Source organism: Pseudoalteromonas luteoviolacea NCIMB 1942 (assembly GCF_001625595.1).
Lineage (GTDB): Bacteria > Pseudomonadota > Gammaproteobacteria > Enterobacterales > Alteromonadaceae > Pseudoalteromonas > Pseudoalteromonas luteoviolacea_A.
Genome location: NZ_AUXT01000012.1, coordinates 1 through 19,982, shown reverse-complemented (window position 1 = coordinate 19,982; position 19,982 = coordinate 1). Strand labels below are relative to the sequence as shown.

The window sequence follows — 19,982 nt, the reverse complement described above, 5'->3', positions numbered from 1 at the left end:
TCATTTCTATGCAAAAAGAATGGTAACAAGTGGATGCACTTACAGCGCATGGTATTGCGTACCAGTGGGTAAAAGAGTAACTTTAAGCATCAAGTTTTATCTAATTTAAAAGGGACTTCTTTTGATACACTCAATGACCCGAAAAACTATCTTAGCTTTTTCGCAAAATACACAGCATCAGCCTGATTATTACCATATTGAAGGTTTTTTGGTCGGACTTGCAACTCTTGGCACTGAGGTTCGGGTTGATAAATGGTTAGTTAATTTGTTTGGTGACTACCTATCGATAGATAGGTATCAATTGCAAGCCCTGATGGAGTTGCATGAGCAATGCAAGGTAACCGTGGCTGAAGCAACTTACAAGTTACCAAAACAGTGTGCGCTATCAAAAAAAGATATCGCGGCGTCTCTAGTTGAAGATGCTCCTCTACCTAGATTTTGCACAGGCTTTATAGCTGGCCTGAGCACTGTGTTAAATGATTTAAAATTACCTGCCGAGCACAAAGAGGCGATTTTCGAAACACAAGCTTTATTTGCCGGGTTTACTAGCTTTGATAGGGCAAAGCGTACGTTTTCTTACTCTGAACCGACTCGAACCTTTGAGCAAGAAGCTTTATTGGCTAAAAGAAGATTGGCTTCAACAATACATGCTCTTTCCGACACGTTAGGTATGTTACCGTTTGATCTTGAGGACTTTGGAGATTCAGAATTAGAAGGTTTTGGTTACAATGAGTTTAATGACGAAGAGCTAGAAGCCAAAGATGATGCAGTCAGTTTATTGCTTCAATTAGATGATGTTAACTCTCTTCACATAATTGATGAATTTATTAAAATAGAAGAGCAAGCTTTTATCACTCCCGCGTTCAAACAGCAAAATGAAGGGCACTTTTGGCTTATTCATGAAACTCGGCCTTATATGGCCGTGCGTTTTCACAAAGCTAGGTTATTGTTTGAAAGTAACCAATTCCAAAAAGCATGCACTGAGTTAGAGGCATTGTTAATACTTAACCCAAATGATAATCAAGCCTGCCGTTATTTGTATGCAAACTGCTTAGTCATGTTAGAGCAATGGGATAAGTTAAAGGTGTTGCTGACTGAATATCAAGAGGGGGGAATTTTTATGAGGTCTGCCGAAGCCTTGATGCGATTTGCTTTAGAAGGAGAGTCTGCTGAGCTAAATGCAATTAAACAAAGCTTGATTAAAGCTAACAAACACTTTGTAAAAATTTTAACAGGACAAGAAAAAGTTAAACTTTACGATGTGTTAGGTTACACACTTGGCTCTAAAGAAGAAGTAATAACCTATATTGAAATGGGCGGTAAAAAAGCATGGCTAAGTGTTGAGGGGAGTTTATTTTGGTTACGAAATAAAAAGAAGTAAGCCTGTGTTCTCGATTACAGAGCTTTAAATTATAGCGCTTTTGTCTCTCCGGCAATCCATGTTTGATGGGGTAATGGGCCTTGAAACAAGTTCAGGGTGACGGGGGGTTGTGTGAACACGACTGCTTTGCTTCAAATTGATATAAAAGCACTAAAAAGATCGTGATTTAATAGGCAGTATAACTTTATATAGTATATTTATATCAGTTAATTAAGCCCTGTTTTACCCGTTGATTTTTGAGTGTGCCTTTGAAGGTAAAAGCCTTTCTAAGTGTCTTGTTTAATTGTATTCGGAGTATAAATCGTTACCGGTGAATTAACTCAAAGTGGCCTTGATCTGTAATAACAACGATGAATATCTCTTTTTAACTAAATAATACAAAAATTTATATAAAGCCCTGCGGAGCTAATATGGACGTGATACTGCGTTTCTATTTATCGATATTAATCGTGGTTAGGGCTAAGTTAGGGAACTTTGTTGATCTACTATAATTATAGTTACATCAATTCTCCTTTTGGGAGACCCAACATGAACGCTACAGAGTTTTCTACTTTAAAACAATCCATTAGCCAATTATCTCCAAATCAGAGGAAGCAACTAGAGCATACTGTAGCTCACCCCGATGGGATCTCATATATCACCAAACAACTCGACTCTATTGTTAATAACTGCCCGTACTGTCAATGTAGCGACCTACTCAAATGAGGCACGAGTTGTAATAGACAGCGTTATCGCTGCAAAGGGTGCAAAAGAACCTTTAACGGATTAACGTGCACAGAGCTGAATGGCCTTCACCATCAAGAAAAGTGGGAACACTACATTGAAACCATGCTAGATGGTAAGTTCTTACGTCAAGCTGCAAGTGAATGCGGATAGCATTAAGTACGTCTTTTCGGTGGCGTCATAAATTCTTAAAACTGACAAATAACCTGATGGCTCAACATATAGATGGATAGTTGAGATTGACGAAACGCATTTCAAACTATCAGAAAAAGGGTGTCGTGAATTAACCCGAGCGTCCAGAAAACGCGGTACGGACAAGGGAAAAGCGAAAATCAAAGTTGTAATTGCAAAAGATAGAAGTGGACACACTTTTGATAAAGTCATGACACGTTTTAAGTTAGACGCGTTAAAGCCAGACTTATTACCAAGGCTAGAGCCAGATATCGTTCTTTGCAGTGATGGTCACCTGAACTACTACTGGCTAGCAGAAAAAGAAATACTCAAGCATGTGGTTTTAATGGGTGTGATAAAGAGCGAGTAAAAGATGGGGTTTTTCATATACAAAACGTCAATAACTACCATGGTAAATTAAAGAGTTGGATTGCACGCTTTCGCGGTGTGGCCACAAAGAACCTATACAAGTATATTGGTTGGATGCGGTGGTTTGAACAAACAGAGCACTCAAATCAAACGGTAGAACAGTTTTTAAGTGATATGTTTATCAAAGCACGACTTCAACAAGGCTTGGCAACATAGCCGTGGTTAGCGTGTTCCCGGTGTAAGCGCCACACTGCGCCTCAGTACAAATTGCCAACGACAAAAAATCAAAAAGGGCTGTAAAACCAGTCGATTCTGTATAGGGAATGAGTCCCTCTGTGTGGCTTAAGAACTAAGCTGCGAATGCCCATTGACTCTAAACGATTGGATTCTTACTTCCATTTTAGACTAAGCGTGCAAATTTTAAGTTGTCCTTCTTTGAGTATAAGTAGAGCATGGTTAATCAATAAATATAATTCAAGCGACCAAGGTGAATAATATATTTGGTGTATTGGATAAAGAGTTTGTAAAAGTTTGTTGTATTGGTATATTTTAACAAGGCTGGAAGGGCTGATAAGGAGTATTTACATGCCGCCGATAATTAAAAAATTTCCTTCGGAAAATGGTGCAGCGATATATGTTGAGGTTGACCCTGAAACGCCTCAAACTACAGGTGGTCGTCGACAAGTTTCTACTGATGATGGGATAATTGAACAGGCAACAGTTAAGCTAGAAAATGCCATGGATAATCTTAGTGTGTTGCTAGGAAATGTAGTCAATGCGACGGCTGTTACAGTGGAGGGGGTAAGTGAAGTCAAGCTTGAGCTAGGTGTCAAGCTAAGTGGTGAGACAGGCGTAGTCATTGCTAAAACGGCCTTGGAAGGTAACCTCAAGGTGTCTGTTACTTGGAAACCAAAAGACCAAGCGTCAAGTTAGTTTAGGTTACCGAAAAGATGGCTGATTCACGTTACCCTACTTGGCTTTGTGAACGAATAGTTCGTTTTCAAACTGACGCTGGGGTGAGCGTGGGCGCGGGATTACTAATTGACGAAACGCGTATTTTAAGCTGCGCGCATGTCGTCTTAGGTAGTCAGTTCACAAGGGGGAAAATCTATTTTACTCGGCCTTGGGTTGAGGGAAGGGAAAAGGTTTTTCTTGCTAACCTTGTTGACAGTGATGAGAGTGTGGAGCGGGATATTGCTCTTTTACACAGCTTAGAAAAAATGCCGTTTAATACGAATTATATCAAGCTGGTTGTTCCGTCTGATATTCACGATATAGCGGTGAGAGTGAGTGGATTTCCCAAAGATACCGGCGGTGACTCGGCGACTGCTGATTATCAATTCAATTCGGTTAATGAACATGGTTGGTATGATATTTATCAAACAAATGACGGCGGCGAGGTCATACGGGGTGGTTTCAGTGGGGCGCCATTGTGGTGCCCGATTTTACAAGCGGTAGCGGGAATTGTGAGTGTAGCGGATGAGACCCGAAAAACTGCCGTTGTCATCCCACTAAACCTTTTCAGACCGCTAGTTGAAGATATCAATCTTATCAACGTGCGAATAACTCCTGATATAGCAAATTCGTCTGCCATGACCGGGTACCATTCGTTATCATTTATGCGAAGGGTAATGGATGCAACCGCGCCAAGGTTACATACCTATTTAGCACGTATTGGCGTGCTTCCAGAACCCCCACAAAGACAGGCGATAGTGACGCATTTGTCTAATCTTGCCGCTAATCTTATTCAAGACTTTGAAACCAATCTATCCAGTGATGTGTCTGGTTATGTGCCTTTACGAGCGCAAGAAGCGCCCAAAAGTGTAGCCCCTACAAAATATGATGCTAGGACTGTGCTGACGCCTTATCAGCAATTGATCAAGCAGTTAGCAGGTCATGCGAAAGGGGGAGATAACGCTTCTGCATCAATGGCACTATTGAGTCGCAAAAGTAAAATTGTTCGTAATATCCTAAGCGCAATGGATGTAGCCACCAAACCTTTGGTACTGTTAGGTGAGCCTGGATGTGGTAAATCTATGACGCTTAAACAGGCTGCATGGCGCTTGTGTGAACAAGAGAAAGTCAAACAATTGCCTACAGCATGTTTGTTGATCAGGTTAGGGGATTTTTTTGCTGAAACGCCTGATAGCCAAGCAGTAGAGCAGTTGGTCTATAGGCATGCTTGGCAGGCTGGCATTGGCCATTTAGTGAGTGCGTTGGAGGAAAATAACCGGTTAATCGTGCTGTTTGATGGAATGGACGAGATGAGTCGGTATAAATATAACGACCACACCCGTGCGCTCAGTGTGTATGCTCAGAGCAAAGTCAATAGGGTCCGAACTCTGTTTAGCTGCCGTATCACGGATTTCTCGCCAGATTTTGTCCACCAAAGGCTAGTACTGTTGCCTTTTGAAGAAGGGCAGGTCAAATCATACCTGAAAAAACATGTTTTTCGTGAAGCTCAAACCTTATGTGTTGAAAACAAGAGTTGGACAGTAGATGAGATGGCTGATTTTCTGCTTGGGCCCAATAGTTCAATCGCCACCTCTAATCCTTTTAATCTCTGGCTTTTGGCTATTTACTTACGTAACAACCACTGTTGGCCAAATAATCGAATAGCGCTTTTCGAGCACTATCAACGTCTCAATTATCAAAGGAAATTTCCAGAAGCGTCAATTGATGATTTTCATCGTGATGAGCAGCAATGGTGTGCCTTGGCTTATTACCTTACGGAGCGTAACCGTGGTGGGGCTGTGCTGTTGGAAATCGTGACTAATGATAGAAATTTAATTAGTAAAACAGCAATTGATAATGGATTGAAATGTGGCCTTTTAATCAGCAGTAAAAGTCGTGATGTGAACCCTTTTTTGGGTGAGCAAGACAACGGCGAAATGATCCGCTTCGAGCATCATAGGTTTCAGGAATATCTAACCGCGCGCTATATTCACAAAGGGGATATAGCACCTCAATGGTCAGCGCTGTTTACCATCCCCAGATGGCAAGAAACTTTGGTCAATCTAATGATGATTGGCCATCAAAAGGCGGGTGTACTTCAACTGATAGAAGTGATTGCACAAAAGCTTAAGCCTTGCCTTGATGATATCAGGGTTGGTAATAAAGATAGTTCAGAATCCGCATGTTCAGATTTTAATTCGAGAAAAGCTCAGTTTTTATCTGCGCTAAACGATATGCAAGGAGATACTAATAAGTCTTTTACAGGCCATTATCCTTCTGCAGAGTATACGCAAATAACATATGCGCACGGTAGTGAATTAGTTGAGTTAGTTGAACTTGCTTCACGGTTACTGGCACGCAGTATCAAGGCCGATGAGCTGCAAGTGCGATTGCGATTGCTAGTACTCGAAAGTACTTGGGCGCTGGTACATTATGCCGAGCCAATTTTACATATTCGTGCATTGCGTGCTCTGGCTGTGGTACCTGATATAGATTTACACGCATTTAGTAAGCGTTGTCAAAGCGCTGATGTTGCTTGGCTCAAGATACAAGCGATTGACTTACTGACCGCACAAGACCTTCGTAAGGGGCACACAACAGAAGCATTTAATTTTGAAATTTCCAAAGCAGTAGAGAAAGGTGAATTATTAAAACGCGCGGCGTCATTGAACAAAGTTGCAGAACAAAATAAAAGCCGCGAATGTAAGGCTGTACACAAAGCCAGTTTAATGCTCAGCTTTTTTACACTGCTGTGTGCTATCGTCTCGTTTGGATTGATTGGGGTAAGTGTCGATACCATTCTTAAACATACCGCCGAAGACTATCAAATTGATCATAAAGAATACAATCGTTTAAAGGTTCTCGGTGAGCTAGGGCGAAACAGGCCTTATTCGACTCTTTCATTCGACGACCGTTATTATGTCAACGCTATAATGAAAGATGAACAGGAAGGACAAGGTGAAAACGGCTTCGAATATAACGAATGGCATCAAGCTGTTAAATACAAACTAAGGCAGATAGAAAATAACTACACGCGAAATATGTACCGCACTAAGCTTGCTGAACTATTTGATAGCCCATGGTTTTACTGGACTTGTACTTTAGTGTTTATTGGTTTCATTTTTTTGACGAAAAGCTGTGTGTATCTAGTGGCACTAGGCTGTACTTTAGTTTCAATACATATCTATGTCTACGCTGTGACTGTCTGGTCGATGGAGAGCAGTGTTCCTAATGTGATAGGCGGGATCTTTTTCTGCTTACTTAGTATATCGTTATTGTATCCATTACTAGTGCTATGTTTTAGCACGTACATACTCGCGTCTGTTGTTGCCAGTTATGTGGTGCCACATCAATGGGGCAAGCCATTTCGAGAAGGCATTTTTTCGTTTTTACGAGATGACATAGTTGGTGCAGTAGTACTTTTTGCTTTTTTTTCTGTCATGCTGGCGAACTTCTTTTTTGGTTTATTCCCCCCGTGGTCGAGTGAGTCGATAAGTCTTTTTTCAATTGTAGGATTCTTAATTGACAATTGGGTCATTGCGATTGTATTGGGGCTTGTATTACTGATGGCGAGGCAGCCATTGGGACTTGCAATTCTTGCTCTAGTGGCGGTGAAATTTATAGGCATCGAAACCATCGAGGTGCTGCCATGGGAAGCGATCACTTGGACGGGGGGAGCGTTTTTATTTATCGCCTGCTTGATGTTTACCTATTCAAAGATAAAAGGCGATAGTGAAGCAAGTCCATTCGTGTATATCTTTGTCGCTATTGGAGGTTTAATGGTATTTCCAATGGCTTTGAAACTAGGTTTGGGTTTAATTTACAAAGTAATTAATTTGCATGGTAACTGGGTTTATTTTGTTGCAGTACTAATACTGCTCGTTCCTCTGTGTTTGGTTGGAATATTTTTAACATATAAAGTACACGGGTGGTGGATAATAATTAAAATGAAATTTAACCCTAATCCGCAATTTCATATGATTCAAAATCCAGAGCAGTGGTCAAACGCTTTGCTTGCGGCAGATGAGAGTAAACAGGTGTTGATCCTCAATAATATTGGTGCAGCTGAATTGAATATAACCGTTAAGGCATATATCGAGTTGTTGAGATCTCACGCTGAACACATCAAACCCGATCCAGCCAAATCAGCTTATTTGTCTCAGCTTGATCGCTATGAGCAAATCGCTCGACAAGAAGGGTGAGTGTCGCACGCATAGTTAAGTAGTCGCTGATTTTGGTTGTTACCATGATCACCTTTGATTATTTTAACATTTAAAATAAAAATTAGCGCATTAATATTTAATGAATTAGCTACGGTTTAACGCAGGTTACAAATGGCTTTGCATTTAAATGTAAATAAAATTTAAAAATGTATTATATTAAAAATTAATTTAAAAGAAAGAATAATGACATTGAAATGTCATTTAGTATGACTATTTTCATGTTCCAAGATTTCTAATTTAAATTGAGTCTAATAAGTGTGGTTACACACTAAAGCCTCAAAAAAATAATGAAGTATTGGAGAAAAAATGAAAATAAAGCATGCTCTATTATGTGCATCAATGTTGGCAAGTACACATATAATGGCCGATTCACTAAAAGTGATGGCTTATAATATTATGCAATTAAGTGTACAAGACTGGGATCAAAGCAATCGAGCTGAGCGGTTGCCCGTAGCACTGAACTCATTAACTAACCGCCCTGATGTTATTTTGGTGAGTGAGGTTTTTAATAATGATGCTGAGCAAGCATTGGCTGCACTTTCTAATGAATACCCATATCAAACACCGAATGTCGGCCAAGATTGCAGTGGCAGTGGTTGGGATGGGTTAACGGGTAATTGTTCCAACAGCCCTTTTGTGATCCGTGGTGGCGTGGTGATTCTCTCCAAACATCCTATTGTTTCGCAAAAAGCACATGTGTTTACCAATAGCTTGAGCGGAAGCTGGGATTATTTTGCAAACAAAGGATTCGCCTATGTAGAGATCGAAAAAGGTGGTCAGCGTTATCACTTAATCGGCACTCACTTGCAAGCAACCCACGATGGCTATACAGAGCAAGAACATCGCGTCCGCATAGACCAGTTAGGTGAAATTCAAGCTTTTATCGAGTCTGAAAATATTCCAGCGAATGAGCCAGTGATTATCGGTGGCGATATGAATGTAGAATGGAGCAAACAAACCGAAGTAGCAGATATGCTCAGTACAGCACATGCAGGGCTGAACTTTAAAACTCCTCAAGTTGGGTCCTTCTCTGCAAAGTACAATTGGTTTACCAAAGCTAATGCCTACTATTTTGACTATAGTCTAGATTACAATGACACACTAGATTACGTGTTTTGGCACACCGATCACAAACAACCTACAAACACGCCTAAAATGACAGTACGTTATCCAAAATCGCAAAATAACTGGTATTGGAGCTACTTAAAAGGAAATTGGAACTTAAGTGATGGTCGTTACTATCATAATGGCTACTACAATGAGTTGTCTGACCATTACCCCGTGCAAGTTAATTTTGAATTCTAAATAGGTCACTAAGCGATGCAGCACGGTGTCGCTTTTAAACTTTATTAGCTTCAATAGCACAAATAACCTCAAAACTGAATACTCAAAGTGTTTGCCAAGGTTTGTGCTCTCAGTTCGGTAATTCACTCAAGGGTTGAATGTTCACTACTCTGTGTATAATGGCATGATAAAATAATTAAGCTTGATGTGATTGGACGAGTTATTTGCGCTAATTTACTAGATGGAAAGTAGAGAAACATGCGATTTTTATACGTGATGGACCCGATGTGCGGATGGTGTTTTGGGTTCCAACCAGAATTAGAACAGTTTTTGAGTAATTACCCAGCTGCAGAGAACAATTGGGTAATGGGCGGCTTGGCGCCCGATACAGATCAGCCCATGCCTGAAGAATTGAGGCAAACGATCTCTTCGTATTGGTATGAAATTGAAAAGAAGAGCCAAGTAATCTTTAATCATGACTATTGGCAACTGAATACACCTTATCGTGCTACATATTTGGCCTGTAGAGCCGTTATTGCTGCTGAAAGGCTTCAGGAAAACAGTGCACAGAAAATGGCTAAAGCTATTCAGTCAGCTTACTATCAACAAGCTAAAAATCCTTCATTACAAGAAACGTTGGTTGCTTGTGCGTATTCGATTGAAATCGACGGCGATGAGTTTTTAAAAGCATTGAATTATCAAGAGACTGAGGTGCTATTTCAACAGCACCTCAGTATTACGCAGCAGCTGAGAGTAAGTGGCTTTCCTGCTCTATTTTACATTAACGAAGAAAATCAAGCATATCCATTGACGCTCGGCTTTTGTCATGCAGCACTGCTAGAACAACGATTTAGCCACATAATTGAAAATTGATATAACCCGACGTCATTGACATGTTCAATACATGAAAGGCTGTTTAAATCAGGTATCAGTAAACTACTGCACTTTGGGCTTAAGCATCACAGTTTAAATTACTATAAGACGATTCGCTTCATCAAATAGAATCGAGGCAGAGTTATAAGGAGGTTAAGTGGGTATTAGAGAAGAAAACGAATTCTGGTCTAAGACGTTTGAGGGAGAGGACTTTTCTAGTGAAAAGCTTTCTTCAAAGGAGTTTGAAAACTGCACATTTTTCGGGTGCAATTTTTTTGAAACCATTTTTAGTAGGTGCAAATTTGTGGATTGTGAGTTCTCAAAATGTAATTTGAGCCTCGCAAAAATGGAGTACAGCAAATTTTCAGATGTGGTCTTTCGAGATTCAAAAGCGCTCGGTATTGACTGGAGCAAAGTCGCGTGGCCCAGACCAATATTTAGCGCCCCAATCCAGTTTTACGATTGTTTGGTAAGTGATAGTTCGTTTTATGGATTGTCGTTGCCAGATCTATTGATGGAAAGCTGTGTAGCTCGTGGCGTTGACTTTAGGACTGGGGATTTTAGTAACGCTAACTTTCAACACACGGATTTTGGTCGCTCATTGTTTGCGGATACGAATCTTCAAGGGGCTGATTTTTCGAACGCAACTGACTTTGATATCGATATTTTTAGCAATGACCTTAAAAAAGCAAAGTTTGACCGTTTTGAGGCAATCAGGTTGTTAGGGTGCTTAGAAATAGAACTAGTTTAGAAATAAGTAATATGCCAGCAGAATACTGGCAATACCATTTACTTTGAAATGGGCAATGGTGAAAGGTTGTTGTACCGAGAGTTTACTTCAATCTTCATGTAGAAAATGCAGTTTAGATAAATGGTGGAGCGTTGGCTTACCGTCGGGGAGAGCCTCGCAGTACTTTAAAATAGAGTAAAGGCGTAAAGCAACCTGCATTATCGGGGCAACTTTATTTTTTAAGGGCCACATTGATAAAATTACTTTACATTACAGACTTGCCAAAGACACATCAGAAAACACGAATAGCTGTGCCCATGCATATCTACTAATGCATTTAAGTTTGCAGTAACTTGAGCAAGGCAGAATGGAGTGGCGAAAGCAAATGTATGGCGCGCGTTTGATAGCTTTGTAAAGTGGCAAGACACCGAAATGCAAATAAAAGCAAAACTTATTTTGCTAGATATTGATAAATTTAAGAACGTAAATGATATCTATGGTCATGATGTTGGTGATGAAGTTTTAATTGAAGTCGCCAATAAGATTACGCAGCAATACCAGCGAGTAAATGATTTCATTGCAAGGGTTACGGGAGAGGGGCTTGTTTTCGTTTTGACTGGCACTGGTATGGAACGCGCAAAAGCTTTGTTCTGTTATTAGTGATACACCTATAAGTGGTAATAATTTAACTAATACAGTTAGTTGTGGTGTTGCACAACTGACTGATACTGATGACTATCGTTGATAGCATGCTTAAACAAGCCGATACCAAATCATATAAAGCGAAAAATACAGGCAGAAATAAGGTGATTGTATTGCTCGTCCAAGCGCCATCATCAAGATACATCTAAATACCTAACGCTTTATCTAATTTGTATTTTATCCTGCGCAGCATCGTTTCGGCTTTGGTAGGCACTTGTGTTTTTTCGGAACAATCAAGAGGTTTTATTCGAGGTAAATCCCCTGTCCGAGTATAAGGCATTGTTTTGATTGCTTGGTTGTTTCCGAAGTGACTACCTAAGAGGTATGCGAGAGCTGGATCATCATCACCCAAAATAGTTAAGGCATTTTTAAATTCGCTAAGCTGAATGCTCGCATTAGCCCAACCGTTAGTCTGAATAGAGATTTTCAAAATTCGCTGTTTCAAAGGTGAACGATTTGCATTGGGGCGATGGTAAAGGTCAGGATTCCACAAAAAACAAGTTCCTTTATTTCCTGTTATATTACAACTTTTCATGTTGCTCTTCAGCAGGCCTTCCTCATATCCAGGCACGATTTCAAAGGAGCCAAAGTCAGAGTGTGCTACGTCTGTCAGATAGATATAGATAGAGCAGGGTCTGCACCCACGAACCGACCTAATACTAGGGTCACTAGGCTCTCGATGCCAGCCATCTAAACCACTAAAATCAAATAGGTTTTCATGGCAGTTACCACCTATTTCAAAACAATGGCAGTGCAACAAAATGGGGCAAGGATCCAGTATGCTGATTACATTTAATAACCGATTACACATCACCTCTTTGAGAATACCTAACTTTACCAGCTCATCTGGTCTTACATAGCTACGAGCTTTTGAGGATAGGCGCTCGAACACCGGGTCTAGCACTCTATTCCATTTGGTTAATGTCGCTTGAGAATACATGTTTTGAAAACGCAAAAGTCCGTGATGCTGATACATCGTTCGCAATGACATCTCTCTTTTGTTTAGACTCGTCATGACAGACTCCTAATTTATGTCCAATTCAGTGAGAGATATCTGGTTTTAGACCTCTGGTATTACAGCATAAGCGTTTGAAGGAAAGCAGATGTTTTAACCGCACAGATGGCACAGCGCTTTGTCAGCTTGCAAAGCATCATTGAGAAAGGCCGTGTGTTGTATAGCTAGTCGTATGTGTTACTGGTCGCAATTATATCTTCTCAACAGCTACGTAGCGAAACTTGTGCCATTTTTTGATTAATCTAATATGTAACTATACTTCAACGTGTTATAGAGTTGTTGGTATCATTTAAATGCTTGTAATTGCGCCTTTTACTCTTTTTTTGGGTTTTGCGAATTGATTTGAGAATCAAAAAGCAAAGTCGTAGAGACAAGATAAAGCGACACTCAAGCGCAAAAAAAGTAATGTCAAAGGCTGGGTTGGGTTAATTAGCAAAAAGATGGTTCAGGGGAGTATCCCTTAATTCAAATATTTAGGAGTGGCTGTACTGTGGATATGTGTATTTCTCCTTGACAAAAATGACTTCCCCCTAAATCATTGCTTATCTTTTATTTTCCTAAAAAAGAGCCATGACATTCTCAAACAACTTCATGTTAAAACTAACGTCGCTTGTAGAAGCTAAGACGTTCCAGAATTTTCTAATTGCCGTTATTTTGTTTAATGCTGTAACTTTGGGATTAGAGACAACCCAATTTGGTAAAGATAATGCAGCTGTTTTACATAAAATAGATCTTGTTATTTTATTGATATTTACATTGGAGCTTGTTTTAAAACTCATTGTTTATCGTTTTAAATTTTTCAAATCAGGTTGGAATTGCTTTGACTTTATCATCGTCTCAATAGCTTGGGTGCCGGCGGGCGGGGCGCTATCTGTACTGCGTGCATTCAGAATTTTAAGGGTGTTAAGGCTGTTTTCGGTTGTACCACAAATGCGTCGAGTGATAGGTGCACTAGGCCACTCATTACCAGGCATGGCTTCGGTCATTGGAGTACTGGGCATCGTGTTTTATGTGTCGGCAGTACTCACAACTAAGCTATTTGGTCAGCACCCTGATCCTAACATGCAAGAATGGTTTGGCAGTATCGGGGCATCAGCTTATACCTTGTTTCAGGTCATGACATTAGAGAGTTGGTCTATGGGGATTGTTCGCCCGACCATGGAGCTATTTCCACAATCATGGTTGTTTTTTGTTCCTTTTATAATCATTACCAGTTTTGCTGTACTTAACCTTTTCATTGGTATTATCGTCGATGCAATGCAAATTATGCATGATGAAGAGGCTAAACCGGAGCAGGCGCTTGCCACAAAGGAAGATATTTTACGCGTTGAAGAAAAGCTTGATGCGTTATTAAAACAAAACAAGCAGTAAACAACGGTGTAATGTCATTTGAGTCGCGCATTAGGCGCGACTTTACTTCTAAACCACAGATTATTTGCGCAGTGCGCTACTGGTTTTAGACTGCTTCTATCAGCCTAGGTCGCATTAAAGTATTATCGACAGGGCACGTTTGGTATCGCAAACCCTAAACTTTCCCAAGTAATGATAAAAAATAAGTAAATCTATCGTCCCTTCATACGACTAGTAGTGTAAACACAACTTTTAGAGAAGAGACTTATGATTGAAACAACCTCTTGGCCTTTGGATGCTGATGGCGATATGTTGCGTATCTTGGCAGAAAGAGACTTTGACTTTGATACTGCCCATGACATTGAATTTTACGTAGAGTTTGCCTCATGGCCATTAACTTACGAACAGCAAACAGAAATTTCGAACATCTTGCCAGAGGCTAGTTACGTTGAGCCAAATGAAGAAGATGAATTGCCAGGTCATGTATTGTTTACAGTGAGCAATAAAGTAACCCATGAATTCGTTTCTGGAGAACAAAAAAGATTAAGCAATATAGTCTCTAATATTGGTGGATTTTGTAATTCATGGGCTGTTTGCAGTCCCTGCGGAACATAAAAAACCTTTAGCTAAATCAAAAATTACTAGTGTACTTAGCTGTTTATCTGAAGCGGCAAATTAATTGCTATATTTTGCGCTATCAAAAGTTGTAAAATACCAAAGAAGTTATGGGTGGTGCGTCTAAAGCTTGGCTGACGCTCATTCCTATTTTGTTTTAGTCAAGCATTCAAAAGCCTTGTTTTTAGGCGTTAAGTGCACATACATATGATCAAATTTGTAGAATCCACGCCTTGGTGGTTCTTAATCGTTTTATACATCACCACATTGGTTATTGGTGTTTTTGTTGGGGCTCCTATGATGATAGAGGCCTATGATTTAACACTGTCTGTAGAAGTTAAGCGACTGTTTGTTTTAATGCCTTTAATTAGAATTCACTATTTGCTACCACTGCTAATTATTGCTGCTTTTGGGCTCAAGGTCGTTAGAGAAAAGAATAACAAACAACTAACTAAGGCATTTATCTTTGCCAGTGTGATTTTGACGCCTTGTATTTTCTATGGCCTACATGTTTCATATATTTTTGACTTAACGGGTGCTTAGTCGACATAGTTGTTATGATACGCAACACACTGGACTTGATCCGAGAGCAAGCGAAGAGTCGCGGTGTGTTGTGGAGTTAGTGAGCCTCTGGCATATATTTAAGCTTGTTTAAGTGGGTCATAGGGTTGAACTATCTGACTCGATTGAAAAAGAGCGATCGTAAAAATGTTCAGACTGTTATCAAGTGGCCCACCTTTCTATTAAGTAGAGAAATTAAATATCTGGGTGTTTTTTTATTAAGACTTTGATTTTTTATGGTATAAATTTATTTTCCACAATCTTTTACGCTCACTATCTTCAAATATTACCAAAATAATCATGAGTCTTTTAAGTAACTGTAAAAGTCTCGCTAAGTCGTCATATTCAAATCATTTCAAAATCATAATGCCGTCAGGTTTTTTACATCGGATTCACCTACATTAGGTTTTGACCTTAGTGTCATATAAGTAAAAAATTATTTAACTCATTGATTTAAATAATTAAAGTGAACTGTGGACCGTATTTATATGTCAACTTGTTTTCTACTGTTTGCGATGAGCGTGAGTGGCAATACATTTGCTCAAGAAACTTCAGCAGTTACCGAACAGCATTATTTTGGAGAAACGCCACCAGGGTTAACACCTAAGCTTTTTGACCCCAAAATAGTGTCACCAGATGGCCGATTTGAAGGTGGTAAATTTTCACCAAATATGAAGGCGTTTTATTTCACAAGGAAAAATGGACAGTACAAAAAACGCGTATTTTTTGTGATTCGATATGTAAATGGACGTTGGGGTAAGGCATCTGAGACCGATATTAGATGGCCACAATTTTCTTTAGATGGCCGCATGATGTATGGAGGCAAGTGGTTTAGAAGTAAAACAAAAACTGGGTGGTCTAAGCAAAAAAACAGGGCGCGTTTTTAAAAGAGCAAGGACATGGCATTTCTATTTCAGCGCAAGGCACTTACTTTTTTCCATTTTATAAAAAAGAAGACAAGGGTAAAGGAAATATAGGTTATTCACGTATGGTCAATGGGAAGCACCAGAGCCCAGTCAAACTCGGTACTCAAATCAATAAGGGTGAATGGATTGCTCATCCTTATATTGCACCTGACGAGTCGTACTTAATGTGGGATGTAGTGCGTGGCGATGGACATGGAAAATCAGACATTTATATCAGTTTTAAAAGTAAGCAGGGCGCGTGGCTACCAGCCGTAAATATGGGGCCATTGATAAATACCGACTTGAATGAAAGCTCTCCTCAAGTCACACATGATGGTAAATATTTGTTTTTCTCCAGAGGTGAGTGGCAGGTCAAGGAAGATGGCAGTCAAAATTGGGGTGGGGAAAGTTATTGGGTAGATGCTCAAATTATAGAAAGCCTCAGGCCTAAAATTTAGTCATAGTGTTACCCCAAGCGCTGGATTTATACAAGTCTAGCGCTTTTGATTTTTCAATTAAAAAACTCATAATATCGGCAGGGACAGGTTAAATACAGGGCCTTGGAAAGGAGTTTCCCGTGTGATTATTTCAATAAAAAGTCATTTATTTATCAACTCACTTTAAGGCATGAATACCAACAGGTATTGAACTTAGATTGGCGGAATAAGGTGCATTTTGAGGAAAGTACTGATGGTGTTGAAATTTCATATTGTTGCATTTTTTTAACTTGTTGGGTTAAAAAACAAATAAAAAAGTGTTTTTTGGTGTATAAAGTTAAGAGGATAGCTGAGCTTGGATTTAAGTATTTGACATGACGTCTGCTCAATATACGAACGATACATCAAAACAAAAACCATCTCTTGGCAAACTGAATTATGCGCCCCGTATAATCGGATGTGTGCTAATGGCCGTGATGCTCATTGGCGCATTGTATAACGATCTCACGTTAACCGCCATTTGCTTTATTTTCTTGAACTGCGCTCTTTGGCCCCATTTGGCGCGTTTACATAGCAAGCTTGCATCAGAGCGCATGGGTGCTGAATACATCAACTTGTATCTTGATGCGCTATTTTACGGGATCTGGTGTGCTGCTACTGGATTTCAAATTTGGGTGGTGTTCGCACTATTAATTGTCAACTCATTAAATAGCCTAATCTTGGGAGGCATCAAGAGATACTACATCTGTTCAGGTGTGTTGTTATTGGGTTGCATAACAGGTGGCTTATTGCTTGGGTTTGAGTTTGTTGATCAATCACCACTCCTTACCAAAATTGTCGCGGCCGTAAGTGTTTATTTATATTGTTGTAATGTCGGGTTTTTCAATCGAAAGTATGCTGGACAAATTAAGCGTTCTCGGGATGAAATGCGGCAAAAAAATGAAGATTTGACTGAGGCCAAAATAAAGGCCGAGCAAGCATCTAACGCCAAAAGTGAATTTTTGGCGAATATGAGTCATGAGATCCGAACACCTATGAATGGCATATTGGGTGCATTACAAGTGCTAGAGCAAGAAAAACTCAATAGTGAGTCAAAGCATTTAGTTTCTAAGGCGGTATATTCTGCACAGTCTCTGCTTACCGTCATTAATGATATTTTGGATTTCTCGAAGATTGAAGCTCACAAGATGGAGTTAGAAGCTGCTCCTTTTTCCATACATGATACCGTTGAGTCGGTGGTTTCGGATTTAAAAGGCGATGCGCTGAAAAAGTCGATTTCACTTGAGACACAGTTTGAGATGGCGTTAACTCAAGGGTGGCTTGGCGATGCTGTACGCGTCAGGCAGATTTTGCTTAACCTGATATCAAACGCAATCAAATTCACGGAGGTTGGAGGCGTTCAAGTTGAGGTGACAACAATTCAAAATGATGAAAAACAAGCCCTGCATATAGATGTTATTGACACTGGTATTGGAATGGCACAAGAGACTCAAGATTCTATATTTGAGCGCTTTAAACAGGCTGATTCTTCAACAACGCGCAAGTATGGTGGTACGGGGTTAGGTTTAGCCATCACAGCTAGTTTAGTAAGGTTAATGGGGGGGGAATTACGTCTTGAGAGTGTGGAAGGCCAAGGGACCTGCGTCAGTGTAACTTTGCCATTGCAAAAAACAGCGCCGCCAAGTGTTGAAAAAGAAGCGAGTAAAGACAAGCTCCCCAATTTTTCTCGGGTCAAAATCCTCATTGCAGAGGACAATGAAATAAACCAAATAGTTATCAAAAAGATGTTTGAAAAAACTGGCGCACAGGTAAAGCTGGTAGAAAATGGTAGATTGGCAGTGCAAGCGTTTGAAGCTGGCATTTATGACATTGTATTAATGGATATACAAATGCCTGAAATGGATGGTATTGAGGCTTTTTCCTTAATCCACAAACTTGATCCGAGTGTACCTGTCATAGCCTTGACTGCTAATGTCATGCCTCAGGATATAGAGCACTACGAAAGTTTAGGCTTTGTGAATCACATCGGCAAACCAGTTGCAATGTATGAAATGTTTAACGTCTTAAACGAGCTAGTCAATCAGGCAAAACAGATGCCATAGTCAAAGTGAGCTAACCTAGGTTCACGGATGCCTATAAAGGCCGTCTTATTAGAAGTATTTAAAAGAAATTTTAAAGCTTGAAAAGGCAGCTGATTATGATGGCGAACAAAGTGGTTGATCCCACTACAATAAACTGGTCTCTTATTTCACCGGTAACAAAAAAGTTAACCGCAAACAAGGTGTCATCCGGAAGTATAAACAGTCTTACCAATACGGCACAAAGCAACAATGTTTTTATCACGAGTACTAAAAAGCAATCTAGTCCAGCTGATCTCAAAGATTTGAAGAAATGGGTGCCATATAAAGGGCTAATTGACCCCAATGCGGGTAGTACTTCTAGTAATAAGCTTACCAGAATGCATCAAGTAAATGGGGTGTTTCATGGTCCTAGTGATGCATCAAATATGTTTCTGGGAAGCCAAAGAGCCAATAACTCCGCGTCAGATAGCCACTTGCATGCCGTTGAGGTGCCCATAAAGCAGGGCGTCTCAAATGGGTACGCCTGTTACTACGATGTGCAACCAGAGTTTTATTCCGTTCCTCCGTATCTTACTAAAAGGATGGAAGCAGCACATAATGATTCTGGTACCTCAGCCAACGGGAAAACCAAAGTATTAGAGTTTTTAAATTGGGTAGACCAAGCATGTCCCGACTCCTTTAATTGCGATGTCACTTGGTTTAAACCGACAGGAAAAATGGATGAATATCGTATTGCACAAACTCAGTACATAAATGTAGAGGCGGATAAACTGAAAAGCACGGACAATCATCCACTAGCATTTAGAGATGAAATAGTAAAAATTCCATAGTCTGTTAATAGACTTTTAAAAATATAAAAAGCTCCGTTAGCCTATTTTATACAGTGGCTAACGTTTTTTATAAAATCTTTATTTAATAATATATTCGCCTCTATATATTTTAAGGGCTAAGTTCATAAGGTTTGTTGAAGCCGGGATTTTACAATAATGTTGTGAATAAAAATTCATATTTATTGTGAACTATTATTTGTTTGCTAAAAATAACTAATCCAAAAAAATATACTTATGAAAGTTCTTAGTCGCTACATTTCTAAAATGCGACACCCAGATTTTTAATTTGCCGTGATAGTTATTGATGTTTTGTATATGAAATAATTTATCTTTGACTCACTCATTTTTACTCGCATTTAATACCACGTGTTTAAGATGTTATTTTTCTGCGGACCAGTAATAACTTAGGTGCCCGTCACTACATAAGACTCTATCTGTATCCAGTAATTGGTAATGAATCTGTCTTTAATTATTTGAGCTTAAATGGCATCATCGTTTTATCGAAGATATGCCCACTTTTATCTTTTTCAACCACAACTTTTATCTTCTGCTCCGCCTTACCAGTCCTACGCTTTCTTATACTGCGGTATATACAGTTCAAAAAAATTTCGCAAACTTAGCCAAATTTTGGATTTTTATTTTCTTATTTATTAATAATATGGTGTTGTGATTGGTTTCTTGTTTTTTTTACTTTATAGTTCTTCGATTTATATAGTGGAGAATTACTTTGAAAAATAATAGTGATAGTAAAGCTTTAGATCAGGGTGCGAGCACACTT

The 19,982-nt window shown here is 39.6% G+C and carries 17 protein-coding genes; 16 read left to right on the top strand and 1 reads right to left on the bottom strand.

Features of this window, described 5'->3' with window-relative positions:
- Nucleotides 1–133 precede the first annotated feature (133 nt).
- The 9 genes from N482_RS01555 to N482_RS01525 all read left to right on the top strand — a co-directional run bounded on the left by N482_RS01555 (nucleotide 134) and on the right by N482_RS01525 (nucleotide 11,368).
- Nucleotides 134–1,381 carry a UPF0149 family protein gene (locus N482_RS01555; protein WP_063375418.1) on the top strand — a complete coding sequence of 416 codons (1,248 nt, stop codon included), beginning with the start codon at nucleotides 134–136 and terminating at the stop codon, nucleotides 1,379–1,381.
- 528 nt (nucleotides 1,382–1,909) lie between these two features.
- Entirely contained in the window at nucleotides 1,910–2,086 is a 177-nt protein-coding gene (locus N482_RS24645; protein WP_155730434.1) for a hypothetical protein, read from the top strand.
- 247 nt (nucleotides 2,087–2,333) lie between these two features.
- Entirely contained in the window at nucleotides 2,334–2,645 is a 312-nt protein-coding gene (locus N482_RS25970; RefSeq protein WP_331245808.1) for a transposase, read from the top strand.
- 584 nt (nucleotides 2,646–3,229) lie between these two features.
- Complete coding sequence (locus N482_RS01550) at nucleotides 3,230–3,577, top strand: CU044_2847 family protein (protein ID WP_063375417.1); 348 nt, start codon at nucleotides 3,230–3,232, stop codon at nucleotides 3,575–3,577.
- A gap of 17 nt (nucleotides 3,578–3,594) precedes the next feature.
- Nucleotides 3,595–7,800, top strand: coding sequence for a trypsin-like serine protease (locus N482_RS01545; protein WP_063375416.1), 4,206 nt, complete (start codon nucleotides 3,595–3,597; stop codon nucleotides 7,798–7,800).
- A gap of 327 nt (nucleotides 7,801–8,127) precedes the next feature.
- Nucleotides 8,128–9,126 carry a sphingomyelin phosphodiesterase gene (locus tag N482_RS01540; RefSeq protein ID WP_063375415.1) on the top strand — a complete coding sequence of 333 codons (999 nt, stop codon included), beginning with the start codon at nucleotides 8,128–8,130 and terminating at the stop codon, nucleotides 9,124–9,126.
- Nucleotides 9,127–9,363: 237 nt separating this feature from the next.
- A complete protein-coding gene (locus tag N482_RS01535; RefSeq protein ID WP_063375414.1) occupies nucleotides 9,364–9,978 on the top strand; it encodes a DsbA family protein in 615 nt (204 codons plus the stop codon).
- A 157-nt stretch (nucleotides 9,979–10,135) separates the two neighbouring features.
- Nucleotides 10,136–10,729 (top strand): pentapeptide repeat-containing protein, encoded by a 594-nt coding sequence (locus N482_RS01530; protein ID WP_063375413.1) that lies wholly within the window; start codon nucleotides 10,136–10,138, stop codon nucleotides 10,727–10,729.
- Nucleotides 10,730–11,080: 351 nt separating this feature from the next.
- Entirely contained in the window at nucleotides 11,081–11,368 is a 288-nt protein-coding gene (locus N482_RS01525) for a diguanylate cyclase domain-containing protein (RefSeq protein ID WP_063375412.1), read from the top strand.
- 187 nt (nucleotides 11,369–11,555) lie between these two features.
- Here N482_RS01525 and N482_RS01520 read toward each other — a convergent pair whose 3' ends face one another.
- Nucleotides 11,556–12,425, bottom strand: a complete 870-nt coding sequence (locus N482_RS01520) for a hypothetical protein (RefSeq protein WP_063375411.1) — start codon at nucleotides 12,423–12,425, stop codon at nucleotides 11,556–11,558.
- A 570-nt stretch (nucleotides 12,426–12,995) separates the two neighbouring features.
- Here N482_RS01520 and N482_RS01515 point away from each other — a divergent pair.
- From N482_RS01515 to N482_RS01490, 7 genes are all read left to right on the top strand, one after another.
- On the top strand, nucleotides 12,996–13,796 hold the full coding sequence (locus N482_RS01515) for an ion transporter (protein WP_063375410.1): 801 nt from the start codon (nucleotides 12,996–12,998) through the stop codon (nucleotides 13,794–13,796).
- Nucleotides 13,797–14,042: 246 nt separating this feature from the next.
- Nucleotides 14,043–14,390, top strand: coding sequence for a ribonuclease E inhibitor RraB (locus N482_RS01510; protein WP_063375409.1), 348 nt, complete (start codon nucleotides 14,043–14,045; stop codon nucleotides 14,388–14,390).
- 207 nt (nucleotides 14,391–14,597) lie between these two features.
- Nucleotides 14,598–14,933, top strand: a complete 336-nt coding sequence (locus N482_RS01505; RefSeq protein WP_063375408.1) for a hypothetical protein — start codon at nucleotides 14,598–14,600, stop codon at nucleotides 14,931–14,933.
- 506 nt (nucleotides 14,934–15,439) lie between these two features.
- Nucleotides 15,440–15,838: a hypothetical protein gene (locus N482_RS25375; RefSeq protein ID WP_231100762.1), complete on the top strand. Its 399-nt coding sequence runs from the start codon at nucleotides 15,440–15,442 to the stop codon at nucleotides 15,836–15,838.
- A gap of 101 nt (nucleotides 15,839–15,939) precedes the next feature.
- A complete protein-coding gene (locus N482_RS25370) occupies nucleotides 15,940–16,314 on the top strand; it encodes a hypothetical protein (protein ID WP_231100761.1) in 375 nt (124 codons plus the stop codon).
- Between the two features lie 353 nt (nucleotides 16,315–16,667).
- Nucleotides 16,668–18,395, top strand: coding sequence for an ATP-binding protein (locus N482_RS01495; RefSeq protein WP_063375407.1), 1,728 nt, complete (start codon nucleotides 16,668–16,670; stop codon nucleotides 18,393–18,395).
- A gap of 95 nt (nucleotides 18,396–18,490) precedes the next feature.
- The gene (locus N482_RS01490; protein WP_063375406.1) at nucleotides 18,491–19,204 is read left to right on the top strand and encodes a hypothetical protein; all 714 of its coding nucleotides are present in this window, start codon (nucleotides 18,491–18,493) and stop codon (nucleotides 19,202–19,204) included.
- Nucleotides 19,205–19,982 lie beyond the last annotated feature (778 nt).